The organism is Streptomyces sp. CBMA291, from assembly GCF_014596525.1.
Lineage (GTDB): Bacteria > Actinomycetota > Actinomycetes > Streptomycetales > Streptomycetaceae > Streptomyces.
The window spans coordinates 1-14,394 of the sequence record NZ_MSJP01000014.1 but is presented as its reverse complement, the minus strand read 5'-3'; the positions used below and the strand labels follow the sequence as shown (position 1 = coordinate 14,394).

Sequence of the window (14,394 nt, the reverse complement as noted above, 5' to 3'; positions counted from 1 at the left end):
GTGACGGCCTGGGCGGCACCGGGTCCGCTCCGGGGCCCTCACCGGAGCGTCCGCAAGGGCCCCTCGTGCATCCGCCCGAAGCGGGGGTCCGGTCCGTCGCGGAGCGGTTACTGCTTCTTGCGCTTCGGCGTCGGGTCGGCCGGGTGCGGGGCCACGAGCGGCAGCGCAGAGGAGAGCCGCGCCTCGCAGAGCCCGACGAGCGTCTCGTACGCCTGCTCGCCCATCATCTCGATCAGCTCGGGCCGGTATGTGACGTAGACCGGCTCCCCTGCGCCGTGCGCCGAGGTGGCCGAGGTGCACCACCAGTGCAGGTCGTGGCCGCCGGGGCCCCAGCCCCTGCGGTCGTACTCGCCGATCGACACCTGGAGGACCCGGGTGTCGTCCGGCCGCTCGATCCAGTCGTACGTCCGGCGCACCGGCAGCTGCCAGCAGACGTCCGGCTTGGTCTCCAGCGGCTCCCGGCCCTCCTTCAGGGCCAGGATGTGCAGCGAGCAGCCCGCGCCGCCCGCGAAGCCGGGGCGGTTCTGGAAGATGCAGGAGCCCTCCCAGCGGCGGGTCTGCCGGTCGCCGTCCTCGTCGACCTGGGTCCAGCCCGATGCGGTGCCGACGTCGTGGAACTGCCACAGGTCCGGTGTGAGCCGTGCCACATGCGACGCGACCCGCTTCTCGTCGTCCTTGTCGGAGAAATGCGCGCCGAGCGTGCAGCAGCCGTCGTCGGCACGGCCCGCCTGGATGCCCTGGCAGCCGCTGCCGAAGACACAGGTCCAGCGCGAGGTCAGCCAGGTCAGGTCACAGCGGAAGACCTGTTCCTCGTCGGCCGGATCGGGAAACTCGACCCACGCGCGCGCGAAGTCGAGCCCCTTCTCGTCCGGCTCCCCGCCCTTGCCCCGCTTCCCGCCGCCCTTCACGGGCCCGGAAACCTTCACGTCCGCGTCGCCGCCGCTGTTCCTGTCCGGCTTCGCCTTCTTCGTCTTTGGCACAAGTCCAGCGTATGCGGGCGGGCGCAGTACCGTTCCGCCCATGAGACTCGGAGTCCTCGACGTCGGTTCGAACACGGTGCACTTCCTGGTGGTGGACGCCCACCCGGGCGCCCGCCCGCTGCCCGCCCACTCCCACAAGGCGGAGCTGAGGCTGGCCGAGCTGCTCGACGAGCGGGGCGCGATCGCGCCCGGCGGGGTCGACCGGCTCATCGCGACCGTCCAGGGCGCGCTGCTCGCCGCCGAGGACAAGGGCTGCGAGGAAGTGCTGCCGTTCGCGACCTCGGCCGTCCGCGAGGCCAGCAACGCCGACGCCGTCCTCGCGCGCGTGAAGGAGGCGACGGGCGTCGACCTCCAGGTCCTCAGCGGCGGGGAGGAGGCCCGGCTCACCTTCCTCGCCGCCCGCCGCTGGCTCGGCTGGTCCGCCGGAAAGCTCCTCCTCCTCGACATCGGCGGCGGCTCCCTCGAAGTCGCGTACGGCATGGACGAGGACCCGGACACGGCGGTCTCGCTGCCGCTCGGCGCGGGCCGGCTCACCGCGGGCTGGCTTCCCCGCGACCCGGCCGACGCCGCCGACGTGAAGGCGCTGCGCCGCCATGTCCGCGCGGCCATCGCCCGTACGGTCGGCGACTTCAGCCGCTCCGGGCGGCCCGACCACGTCGTCGCCACCTCCAAGACCTTCAAGCAGCTGGCGAGGATCGCCGGTGCGCCCGGCTCGGGCGAGGGCCTCTACGTCCAGCGCCGCCTGACCCGCAAGTCCCTGGAGGAGTGGGTCCCGCGCCTGGCCGCCATGACGGCACCCGAGCGCGCCGCCCTCCCGGGCGTCTCCGAGGGCCGCTCCGCCCAACTCCTCGCGGGCGCGCTGGTCGCCGAGGGCGCGATGGACCTGCTGGGCGTGGAACAGCTGGAGATCTGCCCCTGGGCCCTGCGCGAGGGCGTCATCCTGCGGCGCCTGGACCACTTGCCGACGGCGTGAGGCCGGGAGGGGCGTGAGGCCGTGAGGGCGGCAGGGTGTGAGTGCGGAAGGGCGTGAGTGCGGAAGGACCTGCGCCATGAGGCCGCGCTGACATGAGGCCCTTCCGTCGCGAGGCCGTGACGGCGTCGGGTCCCGGCGTCACGAGGCCGCGACGGCGTGAGGCCCTGGCGCCATAGCGCCGGGTGCCATGCCGACTGCCGACTGCCGGGTCCCGGGTGCGGGTACCGACTGCCGGTCCCGGCCGCGCCCCCGCGCCCCCTCCGCAAGCCGGTCGTACGCCCCCTGACCGGATCCACCCCCGGCGCCCCGGCCCGCCCCGTACCCTGTCCCCGTGGCAGAACCAGTGGCGCGCGGACCGGAGGCGAAGGTCGCCCTGTCGACGGCCTCGGTCTACCCCGAGTCGACGGCGACGGCCTTCGAGATCGCCGCGCGCCTCGGTTACGACGGCGTCGAGGTCATGGTGTGGACCGACCCGGTCAGCCAGGACATCGAAGCCCTCCGCCGCCTCTCCGACTACCACGGCGTCCCGGTCCTCGCCGTGCACGCCCCCTGCCTCCTCATCACCCAGCGCGTCTGGTCCACCGACCCGTGGGTCAAGCTCCAGCGCGCCCGGTCGGCGGCCGAGCGGCTCGGCGCGTCGACGGTCGTGGTCCACCCGCCGTTCCGCTGGCAGCGCCAGTACGCCAAGGACTTCGTGACGGGCATCTGGCGGATGGCGGACGAGACCGACGTACGGTTCGCCGTCGAGAACATGTACCCGTGGCGGTACAAGGACCGCGAGATGCTCGCTTACGCCCCCGAGTGGGACGTCACCAAGGACGACTACCGGCACTTCACCGTCGACCTCTCGCACACCGCGACCGCCCGCACCGACGCCCTCGCCATGGTCGACCGCATGGGCGACCGCCTCGGCCACGTCCACCTCGCCGACGGCAAGGGCTCGGCCAAGGACGAGCACCTGGTCCCGGGGCGCGGCACCCAGCCCTGCGCCGAACTCCTGGAGCGGCTGGCCCTCACCGGCTTCGACGGGCACGTCGTCATCGAGGTCAACACCCGGCGCGCGATGTCGGCCGCAGAGCGGGAGGCCGACCTCGCGGACGCCCTCGCCTTCGCCCGCCTCCACCTCGCCCCCGCCCCCGGCCGCCCCTCCCGGCTCACGTGACCGCGACCGTACGGCCCTCCTTCCTGCGGGCCGCCCCAGGGAAGGGCACCCCGACAGGGGCGTGAGTCACCCCGTACGCGCCCCTGCCCCGCCCCCGTACGCGCCCCTGAGCCCCGCCCCCGTACGCCCCCGAGACCAACCCCCGTACATCCCTGAAATCCGTCCGTATGACGGACGGACTGTCCAAATTCTGGTCCGGAGGCGTACGCTCGACGGCAAGCACACCCGTCTCTGAGGAGCGAGCGACCATGCCCGAGCTGAGGTCCCGCACTGTCACCCACGGCCGCAACATGGCGGGCGCCCGCGCCCTGATGCGCGCCTCCGGGGTACCCGGCGCGGACATCGGCCGGAAGCCGATCATCGCGGTCGCCAACTCCTTCACGGAGTTCGTCCCCGGCCACACCCACCTCCAGCCGGTCGGCCGGATCGTCTCCGAGGCGATCACCGCCGCAGGGGCCATCCCCCGCGAGTTCAACACGATCGCCGTCGACGACGGCATCGCGATGGGCCACGGCGGCATGCTCTACTCGCTGCCCTCCCGCGACCTGATCGCGGACAGCGTCGAGTACATGGTCGAGGCCCACTGCGCCGACGCCCTGATCTGCATCTCCAACTGCGACAAGATCACCCCGGGCATGCTGATGGCCGCCCTGCGCCTCAACATCCCCACGGTCTTCGTCTCCGGCGGCCCCATGGAGTCCGGCCGCGCGACCCTCGTCGACGGCTCGGTCCGCACGCTCGACCTGGTCGACGCGATCTCCGACGCGGTGAACCCGAAGATCTCGGACGAGGACATCGCCCGCATCGAGGAGAACGCCTGCCCGACCTGCGGCTCCTGTTCCGGCATGTTCACCGCCAACTCGATGAACTGCCTGACCGAGGCCATCGGCCTCTCCCTCCCCGGCAACGGCTCGGTCCTCGCCACCCACACCGCCCGCAAGGCGCTGTACGAGAACGCGGCGCGCACGGTCGTCGAGATCACCCGCCGCCACTACGACGAGGACGACGACTCCGTCCTGCCGCGCTCCATCGCCACCCGCGCCGCCTTCGAGAACGCGATGGCCCTCGACATCGCCATGGGCGGCTCGACCAACACGATCCTGCACCTGCTCGCCGCCGCCCAGGAAGCCGAGCTGGAGTACGGCCTGCCGGACATGGACGAGGTCTCCCGCCGGGTCCCCTGCCTGGCCAAGGTCGCGCCGAACGTCGCCAAGGACCGTACGTACTACATGGAGGACGTGCACCGGGCCGGCGGCATCCCCGCCATCCTCGGCGAGCTGTACCGCGCCGGTCTCCTCAACGAGGACGTCCACACCGTCCACTCCCGCTCCGTCAAGGAGTGGCTCGGCGCCTGGGACGTGCGCGGCGGCTCCCCGACCGAGGAAGCCGTCGAGCTGTGGCACGCGGCCCCCGGCTGCGTCCGCTCGGCGACCGCCTTCTCGCAGTCCGAGCGCTGGGACTCCCTCGACACGGACGCGGCCGGCGGCTGCATCCGCGACGCGGCCCACGCGTACTCCAAGGACGGCGGTCTCGCCGTCCTGTACGGCAACCTCGCCGTCGACGGCTCTGTCGTGAAGACCGCCGGCGTCGACGAGGCGATCTGGACCTTCGAGGGCCCGGCCGTGGTCTGCGAATCGCAGGACGAGGCCGTCGAGAAGATCCTCAACAAGCAGGTCAAGGACGGCGACGTGGTCGTCATCCGCTACGAGGGCCCGCGTGGCGGCCCCGGCATGCAGGAGATGCTCTACCCGACCTCCTTCCTCAAGGGCCGGGGACTGGGCAAGACCTGCGCCCTGGTCACCGACGGACGTTTCTCCGGCGGTACGTCGGGCCTGTCCATCGGCCACGCCTCGCCGGAGGCGGCCTCGGGCGGCACCATCGCCCTCGTCGAGGACGGCGACCGCATCCGCATCGACATTCCGAACCGCTCGATCGAACTCCTCGTCGACGAGGAGACCCTGGCCGCCCGCCGGACCGCCCTGAACGGCGTGTACGAGCCGAAGAACCGGCAGCGCAAGGTGTCGGCGGCACTCCGCGCGTACGCGGCGATGGCGACCAGCGCGGACAAGGGCGCGGTGCGCGACGTGACCAGGCTGGGCTGAGCCGAACCCGGCTCGGACCGACCTGACCTGACCTGAGCCGATCCGGTCCGGGCTGGATTGGATCGGCTTGGATCGGCTTGGGCTGGGCTGGTCCGGTCGGCAAGAAGGAGAAGCCGAAGGGGGCGGGACCGGGAAGCACCCCCGGTCCCGCCCCCTTCGCCGTACGCACGGAACCTTCGCCGTACGCCCGAACCCCTCCGTCGTACGCCCGGAACCCGTCGGCTACCAGCTCGACGGGTCGCGCGCGTCCACCGCGAAGACCGAGCCGTCCGGCGCCGTGCCGAACACCCGGTCGCCGACGACCAGCGGCGGGGGCACGAACGGCGCGTACTCCAGGTGTCCGTCAAGCAGCCTCGGCCGGGTCTGGCCGATCAGCGTGCCGCGCGCGGTGTCCACGGCGATCAGCCGCCCGTCCTGGACGGAGAAGTACAGCCGCTCGCCCGGCCCGAGGACCGGCGTGGACACGTTTCCGGCGCCGGTCTCCAGCTCCCACCGCACCCCGCCGCCGTCCGCCGCCGTGTCGATCGCGGTCAGCCGCCCGTTCGCGTCGAGCAGATGGACGACCGCGCCGCGCACCGCGACCCCCCGGACGTCGATCCGGTAGGGCAGCGCGACCCGGCGGACCGCGCCGCCCTCGGGCCCCGACAGGACCAGCGCGTCGAGCAGCGAGCCCTGGTAACGCGAGCCGAGCACCAGCGAGCCATCCCCCGTACGGCCCAGCGGGTCGAGGTCCCCGTCCAGATCCCGCCGCCAGACCACCTCGCCGGTCCCCGGACGGAACTCGCCAACCCGGGTGCGAGAGCCGTCGTCCGCGACCTCGGAGACCGCCATCAGCCCCGACGGGCCGTCGTACGGCCCCGGCTGCGGCAGCCCGAAGCCGCGCAGACCGTGCCGCCACAGCTCCTTCCCGCCGCTCCCCTCGACGGCCCGGATCCCGCCCAGACCGTCGGCCAGGACCACGGCGTCCCCGGCGGGCCGGGGCAGCTCGGGCGCGCCCGGCGGCTCCGCCGTCCAGCCGGGAGTGCCGTTCCCCGCGGCGTAGGCGCGCAGCGGACCGATCGCCGGGGCGGCGCCGACCAGACCGGGGGAGAGGAGGAACGGCATGCCCGGCGGCTCGCCCTCGGCCGGGACGGTCCGCGACCAGACGACCCGCCCCGTCACCGGGTCGAGCCGGGCGACCGCGACGCCCCGGGCGGTGCAGTACAGCGCGCCGCCGCCGTGCGCGCAGGCGGGCGCGGCGATCGTCCCGTGCTTCTGGAGCGCGGTCCGCCAGCCTGCGAAGGCGGTGGCGACCTGACCGGGCCGGGTGGGCGCCGCCGTCGGCCCGTGCTCCTTCGGGGTCAGGGCGGTGTAGAGCCCGGCCCCGGCCAGTGCGAGCGCGGCGACGACGGCGAGCGTCAGACGCGGGCGGAGCCGGGCGAGACGCCGGGGCGGCGGGGCGGGCACGGCGCCCCGGACCGGGGTGTCCGCGTCCCAGGAGGCCCCCGGGGTGCCGGAGCCGGCCGGGGTGTCGTGGCCTTCGGGCAGGGCGGGCCGCCGCCGCTGCGTCGGCATGAAGGCCTCCGCCGCGTACGAGGGCGGAAGCAGCGCCGTCATGATCTCGGCCGGGGTGGGCCGCTCGGCGGGCTCCTTGGCGAGGCAGCGCGCGACGAGCGGCGCGAGGTCCTCGGGGACGCCCGCCAGATCCGGCTCGTCGTGCACCACCTGGTACGCCACGATGTACGGGCTGTCCGAGTCGAACGGCCCGTGCCCGGTCGCCGCGTGCACGAGCACGGAGCCGAGCGCGAACACATCGGCCGCGGGGCCGACCTCCCTCGGCCGCTGGAACTGCTCGGGCGCCATGAACGGCGGCGAGCCGATGAGCTTGCCGGTCTCGGTGTGCAGATCGCTGTCGAGGGGCCGGGAGATGCCGAAGTCGATGACCTTGGGCCCGGTGTCGGAGAGCAGGACGTTGCTCGGCTTGAGGTCGCGGTGGACGACTCCGGCCCGGTGGATGTCGCGGAGGGCCTCCGCGAGCCCGGCGGTGAGCCTGCGCAGCTCGGCGGGGGACAGCGGCCCGTTCCGCTTCACCTGGTCCGCGAGGGTCGGCCCGGGGACGTAGAGGGTGGCCATCCAGGGGCGTACGGCATCGGGGTCGGCGTCGACGACCGGCGCGGTGAAGGCCCCGCTGACCCGGCGGGCCGCCGCGACCTCCTGGCGGAAACGCGCCCTGAACTCGGGGTCCTCCGCATACCGTGCGTGCACGACCTTGACCGCGAGCCGCAGCCCCGAGGCCGAGGACGCGAGATGCACGACCCCCATGCCACCGGCGCCCAGATTCGCCTGAAGCCGGTAGTCGCCCGCGTATTCGGGCTCCTCCGCTTCCCGCTCGGAGCCCGTCCCGCGCAACGGTGGCATCGCCCACCCCCGTGTGATTCCCCGTCACCCTCACGCGCCCTGCGCGACCCGACGGAGCCTAGTCCATGACCCCGGCGAAGTCGGTGGGGCTTGCTAGCCTGCGCGTCGCGGAGAGTGAAACTCAGCGGAGCGCTTTGCGCCACACGGGGGAGGAACAGATGGACACCGAAGAAAACGACACGACGAGGACCGACCGGACACCGGCACCGGACCCGGCGGGCCCACAGGGCATGGCGGCCGTCGCGGCGGCCGTGCGCTACGCGACCGCCCCGGGCTACCGGGTGAACGTACGCTCGGGCCCCGGCACCCAGTACGCGGTCGTCCGCCAGCTGGCCGCAGGCGCCACCGTCACGATCTCCTGCCAGGTGTACGGCGAGTGGGTCACCGGCCCGTACGGCACCACCCGGATCTGGGACTGCGTCGCCGCAGGCCAGTACATCTCCGACTCCTATGTGCACACGGGCAGCGACGGCTTCGTCGCCGCCCGCTGCGCCTGAGGCCTTCCGCCGAGGGCCAGGGGATAATCGACCTCGTGAGCGACGACGAGCAGACCCCCGGCACGGCAGGCGGCAAGGACGAGGGCCGGGCCGGCGGCACCCCCGCCGGCCCGCTGCCCGAGGAGATCCGCCACTTCGGCACCAGCTGGGTCGACCACGAGAACCACTACACGGCCCGCCGCCTCGGCCTGGCCGCCGCCTCGTTCGTCGCCGTCGTCGCGGCCGGCTTCGTCCTGCGCTTCGGCTACGAGGGCCTCCAGATCGCGAACGTCGGCGGCTTCGTCAACGTCCTCGTCGTCCTCATGTTCGCGGTCTGCACCGCCATCGCCTTCGTCCGGACCTGGGACGGCTTCCAGCGCCGCCCCGCCGACCCGGCCCGCGAGGAGTCCCTGCGCAGCCTCAAGGCGATCGGCTTCATCGGCTCCCTCCTCGCCTACGGCATCCGCTGCCTCGTCGAGGCCCCCGGCGAGAAGCTCCTGCGCGCCGAGTACGAGACGGCCCGCACCCAGTACGAGAAGCGCCGCTCCCACCGCACGGGCAACCCGGCCACCCGCAAGAAGCCGAAGCGCAAGTAACCCGCCGGGACCGAGACGGCCACGAGCGGAGCAGGACCGGGCCCCCGCCCCCTCCCGAGGAAATCCCCGCGCCGATGTCACATTCCGGCACCCCGCCCTCGTCCCTCGGGCATGAAGACGACATCGCACCGCCGCCCCGGCCACCCCACCCACCGTGTCCTCGTCCTCGGCGCCGGATACGCCGGGCTGATCACCGCCCTCCGCGTCGGCCCACACGCCCGGGTCACCCTCGTCGACCCCGCCGACCACTTCACCGAACGCGTCCGCTTCCACGAGAAGGCCGCCGGACGACCCGACGTGACCCACCCCCTCTCCGCCTTCCTCCACCGCACCGGCATCGAGCACATCCCCGCCCGCGCCACCGCCATCGACACCACCGCCCGGCAGGTCACCACCGACGACGGCCGCCGACTCCCGTACGACCGGCTGGTCTACGCCCTCGGCAGCCGCACCGCCCCGCCCACCACGACCGGAGAGCCCCGCGCCTACACGGCGGAGACCGCCGGTGCGCTCCATCTGCGCCTGCGGGACCGGCCCGGCTCGGTGGCCGTCGTCGGCGGCGGCCTCACCGGCATCGAGATGGCCGCCGAACTCGCCGAGACCCACCGCCCGCTCGGCACCCGGGTGCGTCTCCTCACCGGAGGCCGGGTCGGCGCGGGTCTCTCCCCGCGCGGCGCCGCCCACGTCCACCGGGTCCTCCAGCAGCGGGGCGCTCGCGTGGAGGAGGGCCGGCGGTACGCGACCCCCGACGAGGTGGACGCCGACATCGTGGTCTGGGCCACCTCCTTCGTCCCGAACACCGAACTCGCCGTCTCCGCCGGACTCGCCCTCGCCCCCTCGGGCCGGATCGCCGTCGACACCTCGCTGCGCTCGACCTCCCACCCGGAGGTGTACGTCCCCGGCGACGCGGGCGCCGCCGCCCACCCCGACGCGGCCACCGAACTGCGCATGGCCTGTGCCACCGCCCTGCCCACGGGCACCCACACCGCCGACTCGATCATCCGGGAGCTGCGCGGCGAGGAACCCGAGCCGCTCGCCTTCGGATACCGCTTCCAGTGCGTCAGCCTGGGCCGGAAGGAAGGCCTCATCCAGTTCGTCCACCCTGACGACTCGCCCCGCGACCGTCTCCTCACCGGCCGCGCGGCGGCGACCTTCAAGGAACTCGTGGTCCGCGGCGCCACCTGGTACATCCGCCGCTCGGCCAAGCGCCTCTGACCCCGAAGCCCCGCCCCCAGTCCCCGCACCCGAGGGCCCCGCCCCGCCGAGAGCCCCGGCCTCGCACCCGAAGGCCCCGACCCGCCGAAAGCCCCGGCCTCGCACCTGAGAGCCCTAACCCGTCGGCCTCCGCCCCTCCCGCCTCCGACCCGCCGAGCCCCGCCGGGAAAACCCGCCCCTGGGAAGCACCGTCCCCCAGGGGCGTCCGGCGCACCGGACACCCCACCGCGTGCCCGACCCTCGGACGGCCGCACACCATTCCACCCGCCGATGCGAGGATGACGGCACGTACCCCCTCCGGCGAGGTGAACAGAGCCATGACCAAGACCGTCGCAGTCCTCGGCACCGGCAAGATCGGTGAAGCGCTCCTCAGCGGCATGATCCGCGCGGGCTGGCGCCCCTCGAACCTTCTGGTCACCACCCGCCGCACCGAGCGCGCCGAGGAACTCCGCGCCCGCTACGGCGTCGAGACCGTCACCAACGCCGAGGCCGCCAAGCGCGCCGACACCCTCATCCTGGCCGTCAAGCCCCAGGACATGGGCCGCCTCCTCGACGAACTCGCCCCGCACGTCACCACCGACCGTCTGGTCGTCAGCGCCGCCGCGGGCATCCCCACCTCCTTCATCGAGGACCGCCTGACCACCGGCACCCCCGTCGTCCGCGTCATGCCGAACACGCCCGTCCTCGTCGACGAGGGCATGTCCGTCATCTCCGCCGGCAGCCACGCCACCCCGGCCCACCTCGCCCACACCGAGGAGATCTTCGGCGGGGTCGGCAAGACGCTCCGCGTCCCCGAGTCCCAGCAGGACGCGGCCACCGCCCTCTCCGGCTCGGGCCCCGCGTACTTCTACTTCCTCGTCGAGGCCATGACCGACGCGGGCATCCTCCTCGGGCTGCCCCGCGCCCAGGCCCACGACCTCATCGTCCAGGCGGCCATCGGCGCCGCCGTGATGCTCCGCGACAGCGGCGAGCACCCCGTCAAGCTCCGCGAGGCCGTCACCTCCCCGGCGGGCACCACCATCAGCGCCATCAGGGAACTGGAGAACCACGGCGTCCGCGCGGCCCTGATCGCCGCCCTCGAAGCCGCCCGCGACCGCAGCCGCGAACTCGCCTCCGGCACCAGCTGACGCCACCGGCCGAGGCACCGGCCCCGCCACCGCCCCCGGCCGCCTCGCGACCGCCGACACCAGCCCACCGAAGCGCCCCCGCCGGACGCCTACCGCGCGCCCGCCGCGCCCTTCAGGACGTCCTCCGTGGTCACGACCCGGGCGAACCGCCCCCCGTGCAGCGACACCGCCGTCGCCCGGGTCAGCTCCTCCGCCGACTGCGACCAGCCGAACGGCCCCGCCAGGTCGAAGGTGTGCATCGCGTCCAGCGGGAACAGCACCTCGTACCCGAGGTTCCCGCCCATCCGGGCCGTCGTCTCGTTGCACATGTTGGTCTGGATCCCGACGATCACGATCTGCCCGATGTCCCGACCCTTCAGCCACGCGTCGAGCGACGGCTCGCCGTAGAAGGCGGAGTTCACACTCTTCGTCACCAGCAGCTCCGGCCCGTCCCCCTTCCCGCGCCGCTCCTCCACGAAGTCCTTGAACGCGTTCCCCTCGTAACCGGACCGCAGCGGCGACCCCGCCCCCACCGAGTCGTGCCGCACGAAGACGACCGGCCGACCCGTCTCCTGCCACAGGTCGATCAGGGCCGCGATGTTCCCCTCGGCCGCCGGGTTGTCCCGCCTCCCCCAGTACTCCTCCTCGAAGCCCTGCTGCACGTCGATGACGACCAGCGCCGCGTTCCCCGCGATGTTCCCTGCGTTCTCCATGCTCCGATCCTTCCTCCGTGCGCACCTCACGCCCAGGAGGGCGAATGCCAGCGATCGATGATTTACTGCCACACGTGCCGTCCACCCCCACACCCCGCCCCCAGCGCGTGGCCCTCCTCTCCTTCCCCGGCATCCGCGCCTTCGACGTCTCCGTCATCACCGAGGTCTGGGGCAGCGACCGCACCCTCAGAGGCGTCCCGCCCTTCGAACTCCACCGGGCCGCGGCCGACCCCGACGCCCCCGTCCCCTTGCGCGGCGGCCTCACCCTCACCCCCGACCGCACCCTCGACTGGCTCGACGGACTCGCCCCCACCGACCTCGTCCTCGTCCCCGGCGTCGAGGACCCCGACGACGACATCCCCGCCCCGGTCCTCGAAGCCCTCCGCCACGCCCACGACAGGGGCATCCCCGTCGCCTCGCTCTGCGCCGGCGCCTTCGTCCTGGCCCGCGCCGGACTCCTCGACGGGCGCCGCGCCGTCACCCACTGGCACCTCGCCGGAACCCTCGCCGCCCGGTATCCGGCGGTCCGGGTCGAACCCGACGCGCTCTTCGTCGAGGACACCGGCATCTGGACCTCCGCAGGCACCGCAGCGGGCATCGACCTCTGCCTCCACCTCGTCCGCACGGCCCACGGCGCCGAAGCCGCCGCCGCGATCGCCCGCTCGATGGTCACCGCCCCCTTCCGCACCGGCACCCAGGCCCAGTTCATCGAGCACCCCACTCCCCGCGCCGACCGGGACGCCGACGCCCTCGCCGCCGTCCGCGCCCACGCCCTCGCCCACCTCGACGAGCCGCACACGGTCGCGACCCTCGCCGCCCGCGCCGGCATGTCGCCCCGCTCCTTCGCCCGCCACTTCCACGCCACCACCGGCACCACCCCCCTGCACTGGCTCATCACCCAGCGCGTCGCAGCCGCTCAGAAACTCCTCGAACTCACCGACCACCCCCTCCCCGAGGTGGCCCGCCGCGCGGGCTTCGGCAGCGAGGTCACGATGCGCCAGCACTTCGCCTCGCACCTCGCCACCAGCCCACGCGACTACCGCAACGCGTTCCGTCACCCGGCAGGCAGCAACCCGATCGCCCGGTAGGCCTGGTCCACCAACGGACGCGCCATGGCACGGGCCCGTTCGGCCCCGTCCTTCAGCACCTGATCAACGAAGCCGGGGTCCGCCGCCAACGCGGCATGCCGCTCGCGCAAGGGCCTCAGCAGTTCGACGACCGCATCCGCCGTGTCCTTCTTCAACGCTCCGTACGATCCGTATGCCCCCGCCAGATCCGCAGGATGCGCATCGGTCGCCGCTGCCATCAGATCGAGTAGATTTGCGATTCCCGGCTTGACGTCCCGGTCGTACTCCACGTTTCGACCGCTGTCGGTGACCGCCCGCATGATCTTGCGCCGCACGGTCTCCGCGTCGTCGAGCAGATAGACGATCCCCGCCCCGTCGACATGGGACTTCCCCATCTTCGACGTGGGGTCCTGAAGATCCATGACCCGCGCCGCCACCTCGGGCCGGACCGCCCGGGGCACCGCGAAGGTGTGCCCGTACCGCTGGTTGAACCGCACCGCCAGGTCCCGGGTCAGCTCCACGTGCTGCGTCTGGTCCTCGCCCACGGGCACCTCGTCCGCCCCGTAGGCCAGGATGTCCGCCGCCATCAGCACCGGATACGTCAGCAGGGAGAGCCGCACCCCCTGCCCGGAGTCCCGCGCCTGGACGCTCTTCTCCTTGTACTGGATCATCCGCCGCAGCTCACCGTCGGTGGCCACGCACTCCAGCAGATACGAGAGCCGCGCGTGCTCGTCCACATGACTCTGTACGAAGACGGTGCACAGCTCCGGGTCGAGCCCCGCCGCGAGCAGCAGCGTCGCCGCCTGCCGACTGAGCCGACGCACCCGCGCCGGGTCGTGCTCCACGGTCAGCGCGTGCAGGTCGACGACGCTGAAGAGCGACTCCGCCCGGTGCTGATCGACCTCGACCCACCGGCGTACGGCTCCGAGGTAGTTGCCCAGCGTCAGATGCCCGGTGGGCTTGACCCCGCTGAAGATCCTGGTCATCGCGTTCGTTCTCCCTCTTCTCCTGACCGCCGATCCGACGGCCGGCTCCCGGAGGGGGATACGCGAACGGCCGCCGAAGCGGCGGCCGCGTGGTGCATGCGTGGGTGCGGGCCGCCGTCAGGCGGCCCACCACTGGGTGGTGTGCGCATGCGTAGTCATGGGGCAGAGCGTACGCCCTGGGGCTCGGGGTTGACAGGAGATACCAGCGTCCGTAGTGTTCTCCGAGTTGTCCGACGTGAGCACCGACTCCGGTCGGCCCCGGACAGCCATTCCGCAAGATCCGCAGAAGCCGACGGGGCTTTGTCGTTCCGTTCTGCTTTCTGTGTGTTTTTGTGAAATGAAGGAATTCGCGTTCGAAGTTCGGACGCAGCCACCGATTAGCGTCGGGGCAAGGAATCCGCTAAAGTCTCACTCGTCGGAACGGCCCAACAGCCGGAAAGACAAATCCCGCTGACTGGGAATCAGACGCCGAAAGGATCTGATAGAGTCGGAAACGAAGGAAGCGCCCGGAGGGCCTGGAAACAGGAACGAAGGAAGCGTCCGCACCTTGAGAACTCAACAGCGTGCCAAAAATCAACGCCAGATTAGTTGATACCCCGTCCATCTTCGGATGGTCGAGGT

At 72.8% G+C, this 14,394-nt stretch carries 13 protein-coding genes; 8 read left to right on the top strand and 5 right to left on the bottom strand.

The features are described from left to right. Window positions 1-107 precede the first annotated feature (107 nt). A complete protein-coding gene (locus BU197_RS03900) occupies window positions 108-926 on the bottom strand; it encodes a hypothetical protein (RefSeq protein WP_411158436.1) in 819 nt (272 codons plus the stop codon). Between the two features lie 94 nt (window positions 927-1,020). On the opposite strand from BU197_RS03900, the gene BU197_RS03895 reads away from it, so the two are divergent. From BU197_RS03895 to ilvD, 3 genes are all read left to right on the top strand, one after another. Further along, window positions 1,021-1,953 carry a Ppx/GppA phosphatase family protein gene (locus tag BU197_RS03895; RefSeq protein ID WP_188266761.1) on the top strand — a complete coding sequence of 311 codons (933 nt, stop codon included), beginning with the start codon at window positions 1,021-1,023 and terminating at the stop codon, window positions 1,951-1,953. 331 nt (window positions 1,954-2,284) lie between these two features. Then, window positions 2,285-3,115 carry a sugar phosphate isomerase/epimerase family protein gene (locus tag BU197_RS03890; protein ID WP_188266760.1) on the top strand — a complete coding sequence of 277 codons (831 nt, stop codon included), beginning with the start codon at window positions 2,285-2,287 and terminating at the stop codon, window positions 3,113-3,115. 248 nt (window positions 3,116-3,363) lie between these two features. Continuing rightward, window positions 3,364-5,217 (top strand): dihydroxy-acid dehydratase, encoded by a 1,854-nt coding sequence (ilvD, locus tag BU197_RS03885; protein WP_188266759.1) that lies wholly within the window; start codon window positions 3,364-3,366, stop codon window positions 5,215-5,217. Window positions 5,218-5,439: 222 nt separating this feature from the next. Here the strand turns inward: ilvD and BU197_RS03880 are convergent, their stop codons facing one another. Then, window positions 5,440-7,614 (bottom strand): protein kinase domain-containing protein, encoded by a 2,175-nt coding sequence (locus tag BU197_RS03880; protein WP_188266758.1) that lies wholly within the window; start codon window positions 7,612-7,614, stop codon window positions 5,440-5,442. Between the two features lie 158 nt (window positions 7,615-7,772). Between BU197_RS03880 and BU197_RS03875 the strand changes: the two genes are divergently transcribed. The 4 genes from BU197_RS03875 to proC all read left to right on the top strand — a co-directional run bounded on the left by BU197_RS03875 (window position 7,773) and on the right by proC (window position 11,028). Next, window positions 7,773-8,111 carry an SH3 domain-containing protein gene (locus BU197_RS03875; protein ID WP_188266757.1) on the top strand — a complete coding sequence of 113 codons (339 nt, stop codon included), beginning with the start codon at window positions 7,773-7,775 and terminating at the stop codon, window positions 8,109-8,111. A 35-nt stretch (window positions 8,112-8,146) separates the two neighbouring features. Beyond that, window positions 8,147-8,686: a hypothetical protein gene (locus tag BU197_RS03870; protein ID WP_188266756.1), complete on the top strand. Its 540-nt coding sequence runs from the start codon at window positions 8,147-8,149 to the stop codon at window positions 8,684-8,686. Between the two features lie 111 nt (window positions 8,687-8,797). Then, window positions 8,798-9,901, top strand: a complete 1,104-nt coding sequence (locus tag BU197_RS03865) for an NAD(P)/FAD-dependent oxidoreductase (RefSeq protein WP_188266755.1) — start codon at window positions 8,798-8,800, stop codon at window positions 9,899-9,901. Between the two features lie 317 nt (window positions 9,902-10,218). Then, window positions 10,219-11,028, top strand: a complete 810-nt coding sequence (proC, locus tag BU197_RS03860) for a pyrroline-5-carboxylate reductase (RefSeq protein ID WP_188266754.1) — start codon at window positions 10,219-10,221, stop codon at window positions 11,026-11,028. Window positions 11,029-11,117: 89 nt separating this feature from the next. On the opposite strand, the gene BU197_RS03855 is transcribed toward proC, so the two are convergent. Further along, complete coding sequence (locus tag BU197_RS03855; RefSeq protein WP_188266753.1) at window positions 11,118-11,720, bottom strand: cysteine hydrolase family protein; 603 nt, start codon at window positions 11,718-11,720, stop codon at window positions 11,118-11,120. 44 nt (window positions 11,721-11,764) lie between these two features. Between BU197_RS03855 and BU197_RS03850 the strand changes: the two genes are divergently transcribed. Further along, the gene (locus BU197_RS03850; protein ID WP_188266752.1) at window positions 11,765-12,808 is read left to right on the top strand and encodes a GlxA family transcriptional regulator; all 1,044 of its coding nucleotides are present in this window, start codon (window positions 11,765-11,767) and stop codon (window positions 12,806-12,808) included. Here the strand turns inward: BU197_RS03850 and trpS are convergent. Continuing rightward, window positions 12,775-13,773, bottom strand: a complete 999-nt coding sequence (trpS, locus tag BU197_RS03845) for a tryptophan--tRNA ligase (RefSeq protein WP_188266751.1) — start codon at window positions 13,771-13,773, stop codon at window positions 12,775-12,777. The genes BU197_RS03850 and trpS overlap by 34 nt on opposite strands. 400 nt (window positions 13,774-14,173) lie before the next feature. Next, window positions 14,174-14,394, bottom strand: a 221-nt coding sequence (locus BU197_RS30235) for a hypothetical protein (protein ID WP_223184045.1), incomplete at its 5' end; no start/stop codon positions are given.